19 protein-coding genes are annotated in these 21,515 nt (G+C 33.4%); 7 read left to right on the top strand and 12 right to left on the bottom strand.

The window, feature by feature from the left end; translation table 11 throughout:
* Positions 1-115 precede the first annotated feature (115 nt).
* From lepA to ACQ4M0_RS02530, 4 genes are all read right to left on the bottom strand, one after another.
* The gene (lepA, locus tag ACQ4M0_RS02545) at positions 116-1,912 is read right to left on the bottom strand and encodes a translation elongation factor 4 (RefSeq protein ID WP_213863771.1); all 1,797 of its coding nucleotides are present in this window, start codon (positions 1,910-1,912) and stop codon (positions 116-118) included.
* Between the two features lie 81 nt (positions 1,913-1,993).
* Entirely contained in the window at positions 1,994-2,605 is a 612-nt protein-coding gene (locus ACQ4M0_RS02540; protein ID WP_438456621.1) for a hypothetical protein, read from the bottom strand.
* Positions 2,529-3,017 carry a hypothetical protein gene (locus ACQ4M0_RS02535; protein ID WP_438456620.1) on the bottom strand — a complete coding sequence of 163 codons (489 nt, stop codon included), beginning with the start codon at positions 3,015-3,017 and terminating at the stop codon, positions 2,529-2,531. The genes ACQ4M0_RS02540 and ACQ4M0_RS02535 overlap by 77 nt, the downstream gene beginning before the upstream one ends.
* 85 nt (positions 3,018-3,102) lie before the next feature.
* Entirely contained in the window at positions 3,103-4,479 is a 1,377-nt protein-coding gene (locus ACQ4M0_RS02530) for a malonyl-CoA decarboxylase (RefSeq protein ID WP_019236618.1), read from the bottom strand.
* A gap of 282 nt (positions 4,480-4,761) precedes the next feature.
* Here ACQ4M0_RS02530 and ACQ4M0_RS02525 point away from each other — a divergent pair, with 282 nt between their 5' ends.
* A complete protein-coding gene (locus ACQ4M0_RS02525) occupies positions 4,762-5,454 on the top strand; it encodes a TerC family protein (RefSeq protein ID WP_026097226.1) in 693 nt (230 codons plus the stop codon).
* 164 nt (positions 5,455-5,618) lie between these two features.
* On the opposite strand, the gene ACQ4M0_RS02520 is transcribed toward ACQ4M0_RS02525, so the two are convergent.
* The 5 genes from ACQ4M0_RS02520 to ccmC form a co-directional block, all read right to left on the bottom strand.
* Positions 5,619-6,575, bottom strand: a complete 957-nt coding sequence (locus ACQ4M0_RS02520; protein WP_213863789.1) for an IS5 family transposase — start codon at positions 6,573-6,575, stop codon at positions 5,619-5,621.
* Between the two features lie 197 nt (positions 6,576-6,772).
* The gene (gene guaA / locus ACQ4M0_RS02515; protein WP_052265035.1) at positions 6,773-8,335 is read right to left on the bottom strand and encodes a glutamine-hydrolyzing GMP synthase; all 1,563 of its coding nucleotides are present in this window, start codon (positions 8,333-8,335) and stop codon (positions 6,773-6,775) included.
* Between the two features lie 227 nt (positions 8,336-8,562).
* The gene (locus ACQ4M0_RS02510) at positions 8,563-10,029 is read right to left on the bottom strand and encodes a type II secretion system protein GspD (protein ID WP_213863770.1); all 1,467 of its coding nucleotides are present in this window, start codon (positions 10,027-10,029) and stop codon (positions 8,563-8,565) included.
* A 564-nt stretch (positions 10,030-10,593) separates the two neighbouring features.
* On the bottom strand, positions 10,594-11,190 hold the full coding sequence (locus ACQ4M0_RS02505) for a hypothetical protein (RefSeq protein ID WP_241653902.1): 597 nt from the start codon (positions 11,188-11,190) through the stop codon (positions 10,594-10,596).
* A 339-nt stretch (positions 11,191-11,529) separates the two neighbouring features.
* Positions 11,530-12,240: a heme ABC transporter permease CcmC gene (gene ccmC / locus ACQ4M0_RS02500; RefSeq protein ID WP_007301928.1), complete on the bottom strand. Its 711-nt coding sequence runs from the start codon at positions 12,238-12,240 to the stop codon at positions 11,530-11,532.
* A gap of 142 nt (positions 12,241-12,382) precedes the next feature.
* Here ccmC and ACQ4M0_RS02495 point away from each other — a divergent pair, with 142 nt between their 5' ends.
* Together ACQ4M0_RS02495 and ykgO are read left to right on the top strand one after the other, a co-directional pair.
* The gene (locus ACQ4M0_RS02495) at positions 12,383-13,201 is read left to right on the top strand and encodes a pyruvate, water dikinase regulatory protein (protein ID WP_019236612.1); all 819 of its coding nucleotides are present in this window, start codon (positions 12,383-12,385) and stop codon (positions 13,199-13,201) included.
* Between the two features lie 61 nt (positions 13,202-13,262).
* Positions 13,263-13,391, top strand: a complete 129-nt coding sequence (ykgO, locus tag ACQ4M0_RS02490; protein ID WP_006015378.1) for a type B 50S ribosomal protein L36 — start codon at positions 13,263-13,265, stop codon at positions 13,389-13,391.
* Positions 13,392-13,603: 212 nt separating this feature from the next.
* Here ykgO and ACQ4M0_RS02485 read toward each other — a convergent pair whose 3' ends face one another.
* On the bottom strand, positions 13,604-13,792 hold the full coding sequence (locus ACQ4M0_RS02485; protein WP_007301926.1) for a hypothetical protein: 189 nt from the start codon (positions 13,790-13,792) through the stop codon (positions 13,604-13,606).
* A 329-nt stretch (positions 13,793-14,121) separates the two neighbouring features.
* On the bottom strand, positions 14,122-16,161 hold the full coding sequence (gene recG / locus ACQ4M0_RS02480; protein ID WP_052265032.1) for an ATP-dependent DNA helicase RecG: 2,040 nt from the start codon (positions 16,159-16,161) through the stop codon (positions 14,122-14,124).
* Positions 16,162-16,305: 144 nt separating this feature from the next.
* Here recG and ACQ4M0_RS02475 point away from each other — a divergent pair, with 144 nt between their 5' ends.
* Complete coding sequence (locus ACQ4M0_RS02475; protein WP_438456619.1) at positions 16,306-17,322, top strand: hypothetical protein; 1,017 nt, start codon at positions 16,306-16,308, stop codon at positions 17,320-17,322.
* A 326-nt stretch (positions 17,323-17,648) separates the two neighbouring features.
* Here the strand turns inward: ACQ4M0_RS02475 and ACQ4M0_RS02470 are convergent, their stop codons facing one another.
* A complete protein-coding gene (locus ACQ4M0_RS02470; protein WP_007301923.1) occupies positions 17,649-17,897 on the bottom strand; it encodes a hypothetical protein in 249 nt (82 codons plus the stop codon).
* A gap of 363 nt (positions 17,898-18,260) precedes the next feature.
* On the opposite strand from ACQ4M0_RS02470, the gene ACQ4M0_RS02465 reads away from it, so the two are divergent.
* The 3 genes from ACQ4M0_RS02465 (at position 18,261) to ACQ4M0_RS02455 (ending at position 21,262) form a co-directional block, all read left to right on the top strand.
* Positions 18,261-18,815, top strand: a complete 555-nt coding sequence (locus ACQ4M0_RS02465) for a hypothetical protein (protein WP_007301922.1) — start codon at positions 18,261-18,263, stop codon at positions 18,813-18,815.
* A 219-nt stretch (positions 18,816-19,034) separates the two neighbouring features.
* Complete coding sequence (mtaB, locus tag ACQ4M0_RS02460) at positions 19,035-20,261, top strand: tRNA (N(6)-L-threonylcarbamoyladenosine(37)-C(2))-methylthiotransferase MtaB (protein ID WP_010402133.1); 1,227 nt, start codon at positions 19,035-19,037, stop codon at positions 20,259-20,261.
* Positions 20,262-20,320: 59 nt separating this feature from the next.
* Positions 20,321-21,262 (top strand): P44/Msp2 family outer membrane protein, encoded by a 942-nt coding sequence (locus ACQ4M0_RS02455; RefSeq protein WP_213863769.1) that lies wholly within the window; start codon positions 20,321-20,323, stop codon positions 21,260-21,262.
* Positions 21,263-21,515: the final 253 nt, after the last annotated feature.

Here is a 21,515-nt window from a genome sequence, read left to right as displayed (position 1 = left end):
CTTATATAGTGTTTTACAAATTCACATAGCTATTTCAAATTTACCCATATCAATGTCAGTAAATTTATTGAGAAAATATCACTTAGTTCTTTAAATTTATGTTTTTGAATATATATTAATCATTTATTTTCAAAGCCTCAATAAAAGCATTTTGTGGGATGTTTATGTTTCCTACAGAATGCAATCTTTTCTTACCTTTCTTCTGCTTTTCAAGCAGCTTCATCCTTCGTGTAACGTCTCCACCATAGAGCTTGGCTGTTACATCTTTTCTATACGGGTTAATCGTTTCTCTAGCAATAATTTTTCCGCCTACTGCCGCTTGAATCGCGATTTTATATTGCTGGCGTGGTATCAAGTCTTTCAAACGTGCACATATTTCACGGCCTCTTTTTTCTGCCCTGCTTTTATGAACAATGCAGGCTAACGCATCCACAGGTTCTCCATTAACTAAAAAACTTAATTTATCTATCTGACTTTCCTGATAATCGGATATTTCCCAATCTAAACTTGCATATCCCTTGGAAATTGATTTTAGTCTATCGTAAAAATCAAAAACAACCTCAGACAGCGGTAATTTATACTTCAGTAGTGCTGTTGTCGTATTACCAACATAAGATAAATCCTGCTGTTCTCCTCTCCTCTCTTCACACAGAGATAGAATCTCTCCTAAATATTGATCAGGTACCATTATAGTTGCAGTGATCCACGGTTCTTCCACTATTTCAATTTTTGTAGGGTCTGGCATATCGCTTGGGTTATGGATATTTAAAACTTTACCATTTTGTGTTTCAACTTTATATATAACACTCGGTGCAGTTGCTGTTAGATCTAAATCAAATTCTCTTTCGAGTCTTTCTTGAATGACTTCAAGATGTAGCATTCCTAAGAAACCGCAACGAAATCCATAACCTAGGGCATTTGACGTTTCAGCATCAAATGTAAAACTAGCATCATTTAAATGTAATTTTTCTAGTGCTTCCCTTAAATATTTAAAATCATCTGTGTTATTGGGAAAAATACTGCAAAATACTACAGGATGTACTTCTTTAAAGCCAGGTAATGCCTTGCTGCACGGCCTTTTCTCTTCAGTAATAGTGTCTCCTACTTTGCAGTCTGCTACTTCTTTCATTGAAGCAGTTATAAAACCAACTTCACCTGCTGAAAGTTCACCAGTCATAACTTTTTTAGGAGTGAAAATACCGATATTATCGACCTGATATGTAGCATTATTAGACATCATAACGATTCTCATGCCTTTTTTTAGTACTCCATTTTTAACTCGCACTAAAATTACTACTCCTAGGTAAGGATCATACCAACTATCAACTAAAATTGCTTGCAGTGGAGCATTTGTATCACCTTGAGGAGCGGGAAGTTTTGTCACTATAGCTTCAAGTACATCCTTTATCCCAAGACCAGTTTTTGCCGATATCAAAATTGACTCACTTGCATCAATACCAATTACTTCTTCAATCTGAAGCTTTACCTTTTCTGGATCTGCAGCAGGAAGGTCAACTTTATTGAGCACAACTATTATCTCATGATTATTGTCAATTGCCTTGTACACATTTGCCAGAGTCTGAGCTTCAACTCCTTGGCTGCTGTCCACCACCAAAAGTGAGCCTTCACATGCAGCTAAGCTTCGGCTGACTTCATATGAAAAGTCAACATGACCTGGTGTGTCCATGAGGTTGAGGCAATATTTATTACCATTATTTGCAGTGTAATTGAGTCTTACCGTTTGTGCTTTGATTGTGATTCCGCGTTCACGCTCTATATCCATTGAGTCAAGTACCTGATTGGTCATTTCCCTTGTCTCAAGACCGTTACATTCTTCTATCAAACGATCAGCAAGAGTTGACTTCCCATGATCTATATGTGCTATTATTGCAAAATTTCTTATATTGTTCATAGATCTACTTATTTAAGTAGATCTATTTTACATTTTAAGTATTACAAGAGCAATTACTTATATCTCTCTTTGCTAAAAACATTAAGCTGTCCTTGCCAATGGACGGCAATGCTCATTAGCTGATGCTTGCTTCACTCTGCTACTTGGATCTTCTTGCTGTCTACACGTTTTTACTGCATCAGCAAGGCTTAGGTAAGCATCACCAACTTTAATCTTTACATCTTTATTTTTTTCTAAATCCGCATCAGTTGGTCTATCACTTATTATTCTAATACTATCATCACTGTTAGCACCTAATGTAATGCTACATTCCTTTCCGTCTACATACCAGTTAAACTTTATTCCATATTGAACTGTGGTACCTATATGATAATATCTAATCCCCTCATGTATTTTACCACTGATAAATTCTTTTTGATCTCCACTTGAAAGAAGAAAACCGGCAATATTGTTTTCTTTACAAAAATCACTATTTAAAAATTCGCTTACTTTAATATCTGTGCTTTTATTGTCTTCTTTTAGCTTAATTATTGTATAAAGAAGATCTGAATTACTATCCCTTTTGATTGACATCGCATCAATAGTGCCGTTTTCTATATACTTGCTAAACTCTGCTTTAGCTTTCTCTTCTAACTCTTTTTTCCTTGCTGCACTTTGTTCTTGTTGTTGCATGTTTTCTAGCACTTCTTTCATTTTTTTTTTGGAGTGATTCGATATCCTGGATTAACCCGGATTCATCAAAGTCGAAGATCACGAATGCTTGGCCCAATCTTGTCTTCAATTCTTTAATTATGTTTACTATCTTTAAGATAGACTCTAAGTTTTGATAATGTACAATAATTTTTTGAGCATTTAGGCTACCCTTATTGCCATCCCAGTCAGAACTAATGTTATCAAATATTGAATTAAGTCCTTTATAAATGGTTATCAATTCATTTGATTCCTCTTTGCCTATTCCATTACTTTTAATACTGCTAATACAATTATTGAATAACTCTATCTCTTTAGAATCTGCAAATAATACACCATACAATTTTTTATGTGCTACTGCATCTTGTATCTTTTGTTTTAGTTTCTTTAATTCTTCTAATTCATCACTATTCATACATTTTACCTCATAAAACTATTTAATATTATATACATAAACATTAGGGAATGTTAGCACTTTCTATATGCTTGCGCACTTCCTATTATTCCTTTAACATAGCTGACACTTTTTTTGAATGAGAAATCACTTTATTAATCATATAATTCTCATGATTGTTATCTATTTTAGGCAGCTCATACAGATAATTCACCATTATTCCGGCTGACTGACTAATGCCTTTTTCAGAAGTATCAGCCATCCAGTTGATTTGTTTGATTGATGCACCATTGCTTAAATGAAAGTGTGCTACTGGATCATAAGCACCTCCACCACTGCTTTTAACCTTTAGCAAATAATGTGCACAAAGTTTCAGTAGGGACTGTTTTTCGCATTCAATGTTAGTTTTTATGCTTTCTAAAATTTCTGTACCTGATTGTTTTATATTAAGCTTACCTAATAAAGCTACGTCTTGATTTTTTAGCCATTTTGTAAATCCAGGAACTGGAGAAAGAGTTGCATACACTTTTACGCTTTTAAATTCTTGCGATAGTTTTTCTACGACTCTCTTTATTAAAAAGTTACCGAGGCTAATTCCAGATAAACCAGTTTGAGTGTTTGATATTGAATAGAATATAGCAGTACTTGCACTGCTTGGGTCACTTGAAGGAACTGACTCGTCCAAAACGTGTTGAATACTATCTGCAATCTCATTCATCAGTGCAACCTCTACAAAAATTAAAGGTTCATTTGGTATTTTGTAATGAAAGAAAGCAAAACAGAGATGATCAGAATCTAGTCTGTTTTTTAAGTCACCCCAAGAGGAAATTTTATGTACAGCTTCATATTTTATAAGTTTTTCCAACAATGATGCAGGTGAATCCCAGGTGATTTGATGAAGATCAAGTAGATCAACATCAACCAAAGTACAAAGTATACTTTTTAATTCGTTTTCTAGTGGACTTAGACTTTTATATTGATTCTTCAGCTTGAGTACATCAGAACGCATATCAACAATAAACTTAAGGCCCTCCGGTAAGGAGATAAACTGCTTCAATATTTTAGAGCGTGGTGATTCAAGGACTTTTATTAAGTCTTGTTCAAACTTATAGCTCGACTCAGAATCTTGATTTTTCTTATATACTTTCATTTCTTCATCTATTTTCGTTTTATCCGGATTGAACTTTTCTGCCAGGGTTTGTAAAAATTTTATTTGACCTGCCTCTGATAAACTCAAGTACAAATTACCAAGAGATACGGTGTTCTTACGTGCTGAGACTTCACCCCCCTTTGGGTTTAAGCATTCGTTCATCTTCAAGACTAAACTATCGACATCGCGACTACTACTTAAATCAGGGCCAATATTGCCAACCCATGACCTTACAGCATCTGCTACTTCACCTAATATTTTAAAAAATCCCTTTGTTGCTTTCTTATCTTCAACTTTTACTATATCAGTTTTTGCTAATGATTCTTTTGTCATATGTTCCTTTTATCGTGTATCTATCTTAATTTAAAGAAAAATCTTAGTCTATAAAGAAGGCATATATTTTCATGGTACAACTATTTTACAATCTATTTAAAATTTTCGTAAAGAGAGTTAGATTTTTAATTTCATTATTTCTCTTACAAAAGTACTTTTATTATAAAAATGCCCTTTTGCCTCTTTCTTTTCCGGGTAAGGCTGATTTTTTAATTACCTAGTCGAAGTTACTTAATTTTTACACATCTATTGTAAAGTACAAAATCTGACTTTGGAATGAAAATGCTAGCTGATGCTTGGACTTTATTGATAATTACGCTACTTGAAACTATACTTGGTATAGACAATTTAATCTTTATTTCTCTAGCAATAGATAAGGTGCCAAATCTGCTGAGAGAAAGAGCCCGCCTTATAGGTTTTGGCTTAGCGCTATTGATGCGTTTTGTAATACTATTTTTTACATCATATATACTATCAATGCAAAAGCCTATATTTCACGCTGTATCGCTAGATATCTCAGTAAAGGATTTACTTATGATTGCAGGAGGGTTATTCCTTATTGTTAAAAGTTCTATAGAGTTATGGAGCGAAATTTTTGTACATAAGGAGAACAAAACAAAGGCAAATGTTAAATCACAATTTTTTTTAGTTGTGCTACAAATTATATTAATAGACTTAGTTTTTTCGGTTGATTCAATATTAACTGCCATAGCATTAACTCACAATATGATAATCATTGCCATAGCATTTACATTTTCCATATTAGCGATGCTATTTTCATCAAATTATACCGCTCAGGTAATAAAATCCAACCCAAGCTTAAAAGTAATTGCCATTCTATTTATTTTACTCGTCGGTGTATATCTAACACTTGAAGGGCTTCACATAGAACTACCAAAAGCATATTTGTATTCTTCATTTATGTTTGCAGTGCTTGTGGAAGCTATAAGCAAAATAAAGACAATGCGGCCTTGAAATTATTTTGCACAAGGCAAAAGTCTAATTTTTATTCCGGTGTGTGACGAATATCTGTACGAACATTTCGATGTCATCCGAGTAGCTGACACTGGTTCTTTTTTTCTGGATTCCAGCGGGCTTTGTTGCACAGCTCTTCGGATAGTGGGTAATGTATAATAAATTCATGAAGCTATATCAAACTTAGCCATGCCTATTTCAGTAAATTTGTTAAGCAAATAACACTTGAGTAGCAGTTCCTTCTCACGATTAATCTCAGATTTATTCCTAAAACTAAATCCAAATATTTGCTTCAGTCGCGAGAAAAAACTTTCTATATAAGATCTCTTCCAATAATTTATCTCTTTTTTCCACCTCTTCATACCATCTTCATCATATGACTTTATGAGCTTGATTGTAGAATTTCTCTCATTCATATAATCCAACTTTGGATGCTCTACTGCATTATTTTGCGGAGGAATCCTTGTCTTTATGTCAAGCTCATCGCACAGTTTGTATAACTTCTTTCGATTATATGCCCTATCTGCATATATCGTGCTTATGTTATACTTGGTATCCACTCTTTCAATAAGATCACAGGCTCCATAGTGGTCGGAATAAACTCCACTACTGTATTTTGCAGCTATAACTTTTTTACTACCTATCTCTAGCATTACATGTAGCTTTCTTGTTTGCTCATAGCGGCGATACTTTCTATCTGTACCATTTGCCTTACTATGGCCTGGAATATTATTGTAGATGCTGATACCTGTACTATCTATAGCAATTTCAATATCTTCCATATCGTTCTTATCAACTCTGCAGTCGTTGATTTTGATATTAAGCTTTTTAAACCTTCTTGAAGCCTGCGAATAGCTGATAATTTGCAAAATTTTCCCTATTTGCTCAAGATATTTCTCTATAAATCCCACTGTTTGCCTAAGACCAATCCTGAATAGATAGGTTATTATGTGAATTAGAATCACTACTTTGTCGCTGTAGACATTGTTGCCACCTGCTACTTTTGGACTATTTTCGTACCAATTTTCAATGGCATCGTTGATATAATGAAAAACATTTCCCCTTTCTTGAAGAAATTTGTTATATTCATTGCAGTTACTGACTTTCATTCTTATTGGCATATTTTTCCTTTGTCGGCTAAATATCTATTTTATAACAAATTCCATCAGTAACTGCCTGTTCTTTCCTTGAGTGGTGCAACAAAGCCATTCCAGCGTTACGCGCTGGAATGACATTAAATAGTTTTCCTTAAAATTTGAGTTATGCAAGCAGCCTCTTTGGTGTGATTCGAGTAGCTGAAACTGGAATGAAATTATTGCTACTCCCACTCAATAGTTGCTGGTGGCTTGGAAGTTAAATCATACACAACTCGATTTACTCCGGAAACTTTGTTAACAATTATACTACTGACGTCTTGCAAAAACCTCCAAAATACTAACGAATGTTGATCTTTATTTTCAAATGGAAATGCATCAGCTGTCATGCCATCAGATGAAGTCACAGCCCTTAAAGCGCAAACATATCCGTATGTACGATTATCTCCCATAACTCCCACAGTTTTTACTGGTAACAGTACAGCAAAAGCCTGCCATATTTTATCATACAGATCATAATTTTTCATTGTGTTGATATATATTTCATCTACTTCTTGCAATATTCGTACCTTTTCTTCATCAACCTCACCTATGATCCTCACTGCAAGTCCAGGCCCAGGAAATGGATGTTGAAATATTATCTCATCTGAAAGCCCAATTTCTTTGCCAAGCAGCCTTACTTCATCTTTAAAGAGATAGCGTAAAGGTTCTACTAATTTCAGATTCATTTTTTCTGGCAACCCACCAACATTGTGATGAGATTTAATTGTACTAGTGTTTCCTGAAGCGTGCCCTGATTCAACTACATCAGAGTAAATGGTGCCTTGCATTAAAAAATCCACATCACCTATTTTTTTTGCCTCTTCTTCAAATACTTCGATAAAAGTATTGCCGATAATTTTTCGCTTTTCTTCCGGATCAGTTATTCCCTTTAACCTACTTAAAAACAAGTTTGATTTATCAACGTAATTTATTGGAATTTCTTTTAACATAGCAGTGGTCTGGCTCTTACGCAATAACCCAGTATCGATAAAAATACAGTTTAATTGTTTTCCTATAGCTTTGTGTGTAAGAACTGCTGCAACACTTGAATCAACCCCCCCACTTACTGCAGCAATTACTTTTTTCTCCCCTACTAAGTTTTGAATTTTTTCCTTCTGTTTTTCAATGAATGACTTCATTGTCCAATCTCTCTCACAATTTGCAATATCTAAGAAATTAGAGAGAAGTTTACTACCATTTGTCGTAGGCTTAACTTCAGGATGGAACTGAGTGCAGTAAATCTTCCGCTGTTCGTTGGCAATTATTGCGATTGTTTGATTTATTATACCTGAGGCAATAGCAGTAAATCCTTGCGGTATAGTTTCGACACTGTCTGCATGGTTCATTAGCACATCGACTTCGGAATTAACGTCCCAAGTATCCTTTATAATTGGGGATTCTTTTAGTATCTTGATTTTAGTTTTGCCAAATTCCTGATTGAATTCTTTTCTTACCTTTGCCCCGAAATAATGACAAATGAGTTGCTGTCCATAACATATTCCAAGTATAGGAGTGTTTATTGTTTCGTTAAGTTTTATAATTTTATGTGCTACTTCACTTACTTCAGAGCAATTGTCATTTACAGATTGCGGTCCTCCAGAAAAAATAAATCCATTGAATTTTGATACTGTTTCGAAATCGATATTGCTTGGAAATATTTCACAGTAAACGCCCATTTCCCTGATTTGTCTTGCAATAAGCTGTGTAAACTGTGAACCAAAATCAATAACGGCAATTGCTGACAATGTGCTCCTCCATATTATTTAAAGCAATATTTGATAATAAAGAAAACAGTAAAGTAAGTAAACTAAGACCTGTTTAAAAACTTTAATATATGACTAAAGTAACTTAAATTTACTGCAACAGATTTGTGATTAAGCTGTCTTAATTATCATTCTGATACTCTCTTCTTATCATAATAGCAACCCCAACATCTTTCCTTAAGTTGATGCCATTGCCTGAACGGATACGTTTAATATATATATAAATTCCTATCTTTTATATCTAATAAACCAAGTGTTGGTACGATTGTTGCTTTCAGGAAGATGACGGTTTCTACTGTCTTAGCCAGTTTTTTTGACTTTTGATGCAATAAGTTTTGGTTATCTTTTCTATGCTCTATAAGCCCACCAATTACCATAACTTCGCCGCTCTTAATTTTTAACGTAGAGTGCATTTCTCTGGTTTCAATAATTGGAATGTCACTATTTAATTTCATTTTATTCTGCTGTGCGACATATTCTATATTTGGGTCTTTAGTGTAATCGTTAATTCTTGATAAGGTTGGATGTATATCCATGAATATTTCATTAGTATCAATGTTAATGCTTGGGTGGATTATTAACACCACACCTATTGGAGTGCTATTCATCTTGGTAATTAAGGCATGATTGGAGTTTCCGGTATCTTTCTGTATATCGGAAGTAAAATAGATATGGTTTTTAGTAAATGAAATCATTGCTTGCTGATTATTTATAGCATGTACTCTAGGGCTTGAAATTACGGTTGAAGTGCCAAACTTGTCTAAAGTTTTTACTAAATTTTCTAAATCAGAGTTCATTACCAGGCTAGTAATGGAACTATCTTGATTTGTTATAGATTTTGTTTCATTATGCAAATCATTTAAGTTGATACCAGAAAGGTATTTATCGTCTAATACAACTTCAACTATTTTGGCCTCGATCATTACTTGAGAAGACGCCAATTTCTTAACTTTATTAATATATTCTTCAACAGCTTTGTGAATATCTTTTCTAGCATTTAGAATAATGACACCAGCTTCTCTGTTGGATGAAAGAAATTCACCATCATCCACTCCATTAACATCCATTATTGCATTTAAGCCTTTTTCTAATGAACTCCATAAGTCACTGCTATATTGAGACTTTCTAACATTCCTGTCAGCATCGCTGCTTGTAACATTGCCACTAACGACAAAATTGCTTTGAGCAGAGTGTTGAATATTGATGAAGTCTACGTAATAATTTTGTGCATATGGCAAATCTTGTTCAATTCTAATTACACCATTATTCATTGAGTAACGCAATTTGGCGCTGTTGGCTATATTCTGAATTACTTCGTTTATGTTCTTATCTTTTAGCTTTAAAATAATATTACCTGATATTTTGGGATCTATGTCTAAGTTAACGTCAGAAAGTTTTCCTATCTCAATCAGTAAATCCTTTACTGGTACTTTTTCATCAACATTAATCGAAAGAAACTGATTACTGGTTGTAAGATCGGGAAACTCTACCGGTAAAGGTATCATTTCTGGTATTGCTGGTTCGTTATTCTTCAAAGGAGTATTATATTGTTGCAACGAATAATCGTGCTTATAATTGTCTATATTAACAGAATTTTGCTTGTTAGGTAGATGTGTACAAGAAATAATGAAAAGGAGTATTAAACATTTTAAAATAGCCATGAGGGCAGCATACAAATCTATACTAATAGTTTTCTATAAAAATGTTAAAAATGTATTTAATTGTATCCGTTCAGGGGAGTGGTTTAAGAAATGATAGATAGGAGATTATGAAAAGGGTTTAGCCGCATGGAAGTGGGATGAAAAGAAGCACTGGTTTCACATGCGTCTGAACAGACACCATTTTACAGCATTTTAAATTTGTCCTGTGCAATGTTTGTACAGTTGCGATAAAAATTACTTGACAAATTTTGACAGCTTTGTTATTTTGATAGTGAAGATATTCTAGAGCTCGAAATCTATCTTCGTCTGCAGACTTTTCAACTTCATTAATTTATAATCTCTAGTTAAAGTATATTGTACTTATGTATAGATAACTTCTATCATAGCTATATACATTTTTCTGAGTTTTTTTGTATTACTTAGGAGGATCATCATGTTTAAAATCATGGATTACGCATATCATTGACATAAATGCCTTAAAAGGACAGATGGTACCTACGTCCTCTTTATATAGATTATGTATTTGTTCAGATACGACTAAATTGTGTCTAGTGTAGAAAAAATTAGACAAATTCAGCCTTATATAGAACCAAATTCAACGGAAGTAGAATTATCCTCATTTCCATAATAGTAAGGATTTGCTTCTTGCGTATTATTAACAGCAGTTTTTAATAGTACTTCCTTATCACTATTCCATGCAACTTTCTCCATAATTGGAATATAATCCTTACACTTTTGATTATCTCCACAATCCTTGATTTTACTATCATCATTTAGATAACGCTTCAATGCATCATAGTATACTTTAGTGTTATTACCCTCTTTATCTATCATTTGTCCTAAGGTATTAACAAGTATCAATGGTGCAACTTGTTTTGCTTTTACAACACTTGTTTCACTGGACTCTCTAAAGAGATTAGGACATGCTCCTCTGGAAAAAAAGCTCTTGTTGAATTCTGGATTACTACGGTAAACGTTCGGGTAACAGAAACTCTTAATCTCTTCTTCTTGACACGCTAACTCTATTTGATCATCCACACATTTTTCACATTCTATATTACCAAGCCAGGATATTGAATTAAGATCCTCTGTAAAGGCAAATTTAAAATTTACTGCACCATAATTACCATTTGCTCCCTCTTCTATATATTTTGCAATCTTAGGATTACTGTACATCTCAGGATATAATTCCTTTAGTAAATCAGATGCACTAAAACCTTGACAACCTATCTTATTATCAACTTTATAAAAATGAGAATATGGCCCACAATTTTCATACTTGGAACAATCTGAGGTTACTTTTCGAGATGTAATTTCTCCATTTTCATTCTCTCCTTCATCAGTAACAGGTTCGCCCGTATCAATTTCACCTTCTCTATCGGTAACAGGTTTATCTATACCACTTCCTTTTTTACATTCTTCAGCTATTTTTTATACCACTTAGTCTCTGCTGATGATTGCTCTACATTTTAATTTCCGTAGCTGTTCACAACATTACACTCTGGAACTATATACCTAATATCGCATGCTGATTTCTCTCTTTATCTTCTGCAAATTAATTAAATGAAGGGCATTAAGTATCCACACTACTAAAAAAAGTGTGGTACAAAATATAAACATTGCAATGAGTGGCAGTAGTAAAGAACCTTCTATTGCTACTCCACCTTTTCTAAAAATACTTGCTGGCTGATGAAGAGTAGACCATAAATTCACAGAAAATTTTACTATGGGAATATTTATAGCACTAAAAATGGCAAATACTGCTGATGATTTCTCTGCTCTTGCTTGATTATCAAAAGCGCTCCACAATGAAAGATAACCAACATACAGAAAAAACAAAATCAGCATTGAAGTAAGCCTTGCATCCCATACCCACCAAGTACCCCATGTTCCTTTTCCCCAGACGCTACCTGTGATTAAGCATATTGCCGAAAAGACTGTCCCTGCAGGAGCAGCAGCATGTGCCAAAACACTAGCAACGCTATTGTTCCACACCAATGAAATGAAACTGAGTGATGCAATGAGTCCGTATATTCCAAGAGCAAGCCATGCAGAAGGCACATGAAGATACATAATTCGTACGATTTCTCCTTGTTTATAATCTCCTGGGGAGAAGAATAATGCTAAGAACATTCCAATTAAAAAACATGCGAAACAAATAACCCCAAGCCAAGGTAGAGCTTTTTTAGTAAAAGAAGTGAAATTTGTAGGCTTTAATAAAAACATTTGTTTTGAGAATAATTGTGTTAAGAATTTATCAATTAGTTTGAGTTTTATCAACAAGATAGTTTTTCTATATTTACGTAGTATAATAAATTAGCACAATTTCAGTAGCAGATTGCTTGCTATTATTTTTAGTATAACGTTGATGACCCTTAAAAAGCTTAACCTACACTTAGTGTCAGATTCAAGTGGTGAAACTGTTATATCAGTTGCAAAATCAGCCCTGAAACATTTTCGTTCTGTAGAAACTATCGAATATGTTTGGTCTTTTGTAAAAGGAGAAGAGCAGATCGATAAAATTCTGGAGGAAATTGAGAGAAAAAGTGATGAGCATAACTTTGTTATATGCACTATTACTGATGATGGGCTCAGAAAATATCTAAAAGATAATTGTATCAAGTTAAAAATTCCATATCGAGCAATATTATCACATATTATTAGAGAAATCTCATCCTATCTTGAAATTGAAAAGGATGAAAAACTTGACCTGTATACTGAAATAAATAACGAGTATTTTCAGCGTATTGAGGCAATAAACTATACCATCAATCACGATGATGGACAAAATATTCAAGATATTGATAAAGCCGATATAATTTTGGTTGGAGTTTCACGCACATCAAAATCTCCCACTAGTATGTATTTAGCTTACCGAGGCTATAAAGTTGCAAATGTTCCTTTTGTTAGCGAGATACCCTTTTACGTCGACTTAGCAAAATTAAGAAATAAACTGACTATAGGAGTAACAATAGACGTAAGAAGGCTAATAGAAATACGCAAAAATAGACTGACTTCAATTAATAATGAAGGTAATAATATATATGCTGACCCTAGAAAAGTAGAAAAGGAAATTAAAGAAGCAGAGGAGTTCTTTAAGCAAAATAACTGGCCAATTATTGATGTTACGCAAAGGTCGATCGAAGAAGTATCAGCAACAATTATACAATATTTTAATAAAATTTAATCAATTGACTAACTCGCTGTAAGTGATAATAATGTAAGGTAATTCTATTCTTACTGTAGATATGAAAGTTAAAGGATCGCTAAAATCTCATCGTAACAGAGATAAAAATTGTAAAGTTGTGAAAAGGGGTGGTAAGGTTTATATTATAAATAAGGTAAAGCCAAGATGTAAAGCGCGTCAAGGTTCTTAGCTTTTTGTTTTCCTTTTTATGTCATATGTTTTTCATATGGAAGCATGGTTAGAAAGAAACAAAAACTGTTGCATAGCACTGCCCATTTCTTCTCTTACATTATATTTTGGTATTAACATGATTACAGGCAGACGTGGCTTGTTAACATTAATTAACTTAAAAAAAAGAAATTAATTACGTGCGTCAACAAGTCCATGAATTTTAGTTCCACCCTAAGCCCTCTTGAGCTTGAGAATTTTTTCTATATATAGGCTGAGCATGAATGACATCTGATCATCAATTATGCAAATCTTGTTGTGCATACTTAAGTCATTTTGCCAAAATTCCCTTTTTGCATCACCTTTTAAACCTCTTGTGTATACTTCTGTAATTGTGGTAAATTTTTGATCATTGGCAGCCACTTCTCCACACTCCTTCCATACATATTCTCAACTTCTTCTCGCTTTTACTGTGTATTCCTTTTGTGCTCTTTAAAACGGTACCTTCTATATATATATTTATTGTCATTAGGCTAAGTTACCGCTTTTTTTCCATTTTTATACTTCCTGCCCTTGATTAATTTGACCTGCTAACATTTTGTTTACAGGGCCTGCTATTAACTCTGCACAATTTATTCTTATGGTAAAAACTTCTTCTTCACTCTTATTTTTCCTTAACTTGACGCATATGGTTTGTTAAATACTCCCGTCTGTCAAGGAATTTCTACTCATGAAGGTTATGGCTTGGAAGATTACTGAAATTTTGAAAAATGTAGTCTACTTCTATATTCAAATATATCAAGCAGTAATTCAAAATTAGCTATTGTACCTTTTGCACTATTATATGCAAGGTTGAGCAATTCTCTGTCCTCATATAAATCAGCAAATTTAAACTCCATGCACCCTGATTGTTTTGTGCCTAGAATATCTCCGCTACCCCTCAGCATCATATCCTTTTCAGCAATATAAAATCCATCTTGTGACTCACACATAATCTTTAACTTTGAATACGAACTTTTACTGAGATTGTCATATAACAGTACACAAAAAGACGGTTTATTTCCTCGTCCTACTCTACCTCTTAACTGATGTAATTGCGATAACCCGAACTGCTCTGCATTCTCTATAATCATAATAGTTGCATCTGGTACATCTATGCCAACTTCTATCACAGTGGTTGCAACAAGCAGAGAAAATTCATTTCTCTTGAAGGAAAACATCACTTGATCTTTCTGCTCTTGAGTTAGTTTTCCGTGTATTATTCCGACTCTATCAAAAAATGTCTTTTGTAGTTCCTGAAAGCGCATTTCTGCTGCGGCAATATTGAGTTCTTCGTTTTCTTCTATGTATGGACAAATCCAATATGCTTTTTCGCCTCTATTTATAGCATTTTTCAGTCTTTGAATAATATCTGATACTTTTTTAACGTTCATAATAACGGTTTTTATTGGCAATCTAGATTTTGGTTTTTCCCTTAAAATAGAACATTCAACATCACCATACATAGCTTGCTGCAAGGTTCTTGGAATGGGAGTTGCAGTAACAAAAAGTATATCGGTATTTTCTCCTTTTCCTACCAACCGATTCCTCTGTATCACTCCAAATCGCTGTTGTTCGTCTATGACTGCGAGTCCTAAATTTTTAAATGTAACGTTAGCTTGAAATAATGCATGAGTACCAATTACTATATTTAAAATACCACTTGCAAGTTCGTTCATAATAATCTTTCTTTCCTTGCGCGCAGTTTTACCGGTAAGCAAAGCAACTTTTATATCAGTACAAGATAGAGCTTCTTCGATCCAATTATAATGTTGCTCAGCCAAGATAGTAGTTGGTGCCATTAGAGCTGCTTGCATGTTATTTTCTACCACATTCAGCATCGCAAAGAGTGCAACTACAGTTTTGCCACTCCCAACGTCACCTTGCAGCAGACTTACCATGCGGTATCTGGATTTTTGTCTTTCTGAGATTTCATCTATCGCTCGAATTTGATCATTTGTTAATTGGAACGGTAATTCATTTAAGACCTGCTCTTTGTATTTACTCAATATTATAAATTCTTTTCCCTCTTTTTTTACATGATTTTCCCTTGCAAGCTTTAGTGCCAACTGGTACGCAAATAGCTCATCATAAGCAAGTCTTTCTCTGCAAACTTCTGCTTCTGCGAGTGAGCTCGGTCTGTGCAATCTTATGATGCTTTCTTTCCAATTCAGCCATTTCTTTTGCTTGATTAATGTTTCATCTATCCACTCTGGCAAATCAGGCAAATCTTTTAGATTAGAACTTATTATGTTTCTAATGCTCTTGTTAGTAATACCGCGACATAATTGGTAAACTGGCTCTATGCAGGCTATTTCTTTAAATTGATTGATATCAGATAACATATAATCTGGGTGAGTAATTTGCCAATGTTCGGCAAACTTTTCAAGTTTACCACTGATTACTATATCTGTTCCAACTGGAAATAATTTATACAAATATTTAACTGAGTAATTAAAAAAAACTATAAATAAATACTGACTTTCACTTTCAACGATTATTTTATATGGCCTACCTCTAACAGTGGGGCGCTGGTGCTCATACACTTTTGCCATAAAAGTTGTAAATTCTCCTACTTGAGCATCAGGTAGTGATTTACTTCTATCCACATAACTGAGCGGCCTATAAAACAGCAAGTCCATTACTCTGTCTCCACCGCAAAGTTTAGGCAATATTGCGGAATGAAACTTTGGTATATTCTCAATTTTACTATTTAGAAAAGTCAGCACACTTGACTGCTCATCAACATTCATACTGTGTAAAACCGTTTATTCATAATAGAGCCTTACTAAAATCCTGTCACCCTATTATGACTGTCTATGTTAAGTATATTATTGACATATTAACTATTTTTATGTATTATTATACTATCAGCAATTCATATCAAAGTATTAACAATGAACAACTCTACACAGGAAAAAAATGAAAATCCAGTCGTTACACTAAAAGCTCAGGCAGAAAAGTTTGATTTCAGTAAGTTAAGAGCTCCAAGAGATAATAAAGCAGCAAATTCTGGTGAAGCTATATATAAAGATTTTGACAGAATGGACTTTGTTATTAAAGACAGAAATATAGACAAAATCTTAATTAAAGCGCTGGTAAACAGAAATAAGGAAGGATTTGATAAGATTTGGGAAGAATATTGTGAAGATCCGGAAATCCCTAGTGATAAAAAAACTGATCAATATAAAGAAGAGATTAAAAGATTTTACGATTTAGGCAAAGAACACACGCATCTATTACCGAAAGAAGGAGATAAAAACAAGAGTTATCGTGCATTTGCAAAAGAAGTTTTTAAGGAAATATTTGAATATGCCAACGCTCAGGTTCCAAGTGACTCTATCTTAGAGGAATTGGTTACCAATTGTAATCAGGCAGGGTATGAAGCTGGTGTATTTATAGAATCTCAATTTGCACTTAGCCAACATTCATTGAAAATACTCTCACCTAAAAAAGTTATAAATATCTATTATGTTGACCAAAATAATGTGAGTGTTAGATCTGATATGACATTACCAATACTCTCCCAAGAGAGTGATGTTCAATTAGGTGACAAGGTATGCGATCTATCCAGCTCACTAGAATTTACACTTGAATCTCAAGATGGGAAAGATGATGTGATATATAAAGATGGCAAATTGTCACTTACTGTGCCTAGAAAATTGAGAGATTACAAAATTGATGGCAGAAGTTTATTTGATACCATTAAAGAATATTTCTACAAATTCTGCGAGAAGTTAGGATTCAAGTTTGAAGTAGAAATAGAACACAATTTTGAAGAAGAAGATTCTTTATATGAAGGTGAGGAGTATAACTTTGAGGGAGAACGTCTTGTGTTTCAAGAACAACCTCAAAACTATATAGAAGATCCAGATGTGGATCCTCTTAATAAAAAACGTGAAATTTCACCTTGATAATATGTACTAGACGCAACTTAATCTGACAGAAAAACTAATGTCAATCTCTATGTTTGATGCTACTAATATTTTTCTAAAAAGCAATATGCTTGCTATCAAGAAAAGTCTGCATAGCAATATTTACCTAAATGAGGCCTTGTCTCAATTCCTAAATATAGCTGTGATTTTCTGGTTTATCATAGCCCATATCAGTCAAAATGCGCGATAATAGCACCATCAAAGAAAGATATATTAAAAAGATTAGCGGCAGTAATTGCAGTTTTCTCTGTTTGCCATAGCAACTCTTGAGTAGGTATCAGTAATAATGATAATCTATATATCTGCTATAAAACCTCGAGATCCGTAGAATAGGGCTGACTAAGGTTCTCATACATTCCTGTATGCTGAGAACATAAAAGCTCTTTTGATTCTATTCCTAAATCCTCAAGTATTTGCTCCTGTTCAGCTATAAGTTCTAATAGCCCTGTTCCACTTTCACTTACTTCACTTCGTTCAAGACACATAAGTTCTGTTAACTCTGCTATGTCTTCTCTAGAAAGCTGATTTTTTTCAGAAAAAGTTGCTTCACTCATATGGTCCTCTTTTTGATATAAAGAGTATCTTATACAAGAGAATAACTAAAATAATCTAAACTCTTGTGTCATATTTGTAGCTTGGTGTAGTTATATGGTACATTTCAGATAAGAGTACTGATTATCTAATTGTAGGAGAAGACCTAGTCAAAATATAAAAAAGCAGTGGAATTTGGGGTGGTAAATTCAGAAGTGTCTGAATAACTGTGTGAACTAAGTTCGGAGGAGAATAGTATCAAGAAAGGAGAAAATTATATGGTCTTACCTTTATTGATGTATTAATTGAGAAGAGTTCTTAAAAGTTAATGTTTTGTTAGTTGTTTCATACTAAAATAGGCATATATAAATAATTAGGAGAATGTTATGCGGTCTAATTCCAATTCACTTAATAAATACGGATATGTATCTGATGCAAATGGATTGTCTCACCAACAAATGGGAATGTATGATGATTTAGGAAGATATGAAGTTGCTGATGAAGATATGATGTACCAAAAAAACTATGGTATTATTGGTGATAGTTTAAAAAAAGTAACAAATCTGACTGGAGATACAGCAAAGAGTATAGCAGATTACCTTATTAAACCTGTTAGTGATCAGGTTGCAAAGCAAATCGTTGTTCCATTAGGAACGGAGATTATAAGTAAAATTGTCGTACCTATTACAAAGAAAGTTGCAGAACAAAATCAAGACATGATAAAAGAGCTAACAGATAAACTCATGGTTCGCGTGGAAGATTTTGCTCGGTTACAAATAGAAAAATTAAAAGAAGACGTAAAGCAAGAGATAACATCAATACCAGGTAAAGTTTTAGAGAAGATAAAACCTTCTTCATGGCTTCCATGGAAAGCAGAAAGTTTGGATGAAGCTTATTCTGACACTTATGTACCAAATGATATAGATGAATTTGCATGGTAGAGCTTCAAGGTTTAGCAAAATGTTTTTTGGTTTATATTCGCTTGAGGTTAACATCATTGGCCTTAAGCTTTTTTTAATGCTAAATGATCTTACTGTATATCTACAAATTCTTCCTGTGATTTTCAACTCTAGAGGTTATGCTTAAATTATAATATCTACCAAAAAAATAGTCATTTTGCTTGGATATTTGATATAATTTAGATCTATTAAAGCAAAAGCATGAATGAAGTAATAACATTTGGTTGTCGTCTAAATTTCTACGAGAGTGAGTTAATCAAAGAAGCATTAAAAAAAGCAAAGAGAGAAAATGTTGTTGTAGTGCATAGCTGTGCAGTGACAAACGAAGCAGAACGCCAAGTGAAGCAAAAAATACGTAAGATCTATAAAAACGACCCAAGTAAAGAAATTATCGTAGTTGGCTGTGCCGTTCAATTAGATCCTAAATCATATAGTGATATTCCTGGTGTAAGTAAAGTGCTAGGTAATCAAGACAAGCTAAGAGCTGAAAATTATCTACTAAATAATGATGAAATCTTAGTCAGTGATAACCAAGTAGAACCTATTCTCATTAATGGATTTGAAGATAAATCAAGGGCATTTATTGAAATTCAAAATGGTTGTAATCATAGTTGTACATTTTGCTCAATTACTGAGGCAAGAGGAAATAATCGATCTGTGCCAGTAAACAATATTATAGAGCAAATTAAGATTTTTATAGAAAATGGGTATCAAGAAGTGGTGTTTACAGGTGTTGATATTACTGATTTTGGTACAGATTTGTTTGGTAAGCAATCACTCAGTTCAATGATTAGAAGAGTTTTAAAGGATATACCACAGTTAAAGAGACTAAGACTTTCCTCTATTGATGTTGCTGAAGTTGATGATGAACTAATGGATTTAATAGCTAATGAGTCAAGACTTATGCCTCACTTACACTTGAGTCTACAGTCTGGTAATAATTTAATACTAAAGAGAATGAAACGTCGTCACAATAGAGAACAAGTGATAGAATTTTATCATAAAATGAAGAGCTTAAGACCTAATATAGCATTTGGCGCTGATATTATTGCTGGATTTCCAACAGAAACTGATGAAATGTTTCAGGATACAGTTGATTTACTGAAAAAAATAAATGTAGTTTATCTACATGCTTTTCCATATTCAGAGCGGAAAAACACACCTGCTGCACGGATGCCACAAATACCAGAGAATGTACGTAAAGAACGAGTAAAGCATCTAAGAGAAATAAATAAAGAAATGATGAGCAGTTTTTATCAATCTTTGCTCGGCACTGAGCAAAGCGTTTTGGTTGAGCAGAATAATATTGGTAGAACAGAAAATTTTGCATTAATAAAACTTACATCAAGAGTTCAAGCTAAAAGTATTGTGAAAGCTCATGTTAAAGGAATAGAAAATAATTGTTTAATTGGAAATATTATTTCTTAATTTTTGTACATTAAAGGAATATATGATATAGTAGTTATACTATAAGTGATAATTCATTTATGATAATTAGAATATCTATTGCTTTATTTTTCATCTTCATTCCGTGTGTCTATTTTTTTATTACTTATATCAGTAACAATACACACATTGAGCAAGTACAACCGTTAAAATTAGAAACAGATAATAATGAAAGTGTAATACGTTCTGAAGAGGTTGCTGAAAGAGAAATACCAATAAAATATCAAGAACTTAAAAGTAGTTCACCTTCTATTTTCCAAGCAGCTGGTCAGAAAAATATGTTGCCACGTATTACAGATCAAGCTGAACCTACAAAGGCAAAATCAAAAAAACTTGATTTCTATGTTAGTGCTAACGGTGGTAAGATATACAATGATAATTCAGAAACATTTGTAAAGGGTATAAAGGCAATAGGAGAAAGGTTTATTAATTTAATCAATACAGCTAATCCTAATCTTTCTTTGCAAGAAAAAGTAGTATCATTGTTTATCAAAGCGGGATTAGTGGATGAAATTCAGAGTATAGAGAAATTTAACGGCAAAATTGATTTCCAGTGGCTTAGGAGCGTATCTTTAGGTTACTATGCTGGGGAAAATGGCCGAGTTGATTTTGAAGCTATGTATTCTACAGCCAATATTAAAGATAGTAATTCTCCTCCGGTATTTGAGAAATCAGCAAGCGTGTTTGCATTTTTATTAAACTTCTATTATAACTCCAGCATTCAAGATACACAATTTGCTCCGTATATTGGTCTTGGTATAGGGCCAACAGTTTTTAGATTAAAAAAGATTAATGGGTCACCAGAAAATTCAATGCCACTGAATGTTCCTTGGTTTGCTTATCAAATAAAGCTTGGTGTTGACTACTCAATAATCCCAGAAGTTAAAACCTTTTTCGGCTATCGTTACTTTAGTATCCCAATACCTATTGCAGATGATATATCCACTCATAATATTGAAGTTGGTTTGATGTTTAATTTTTAGTAATAATATCTTTTCAATTCTAATATCCTGATTTCCATTCAGAAATTTGATAAATCTATCCATATCTTTAATCTTATGGCCATATCCTTTGTGATAGCCTGAAGATGGTTTCTGTTTCTTTTTTCCTTTTCTTCCACAAATATATTGGTTTTATGCTCACTAAATTGGTGAGCATGTTACAACGTTTTTGACGACGAAAAGACTGGATAGCTACTTTCATGACAACCATTTAGTTGTCTTTTCTCGTCTATCT

This window comes from Wolbachia endosymbiont of Kerria lacca (genome assembly GCF_051602725.1).
In the GTDB taxonomy this organism is placed as follows: Bacteria; Pseudomonadota; Alphaproteobacteria; order Rickettsiales; family Anaplasmataceae; genus Wolbachia.
The sequence above is the reverse complement of the archived record's forward strand: the minus strand, read 5'-3'. Positions and strand labels throughout refer to the sequence as shown.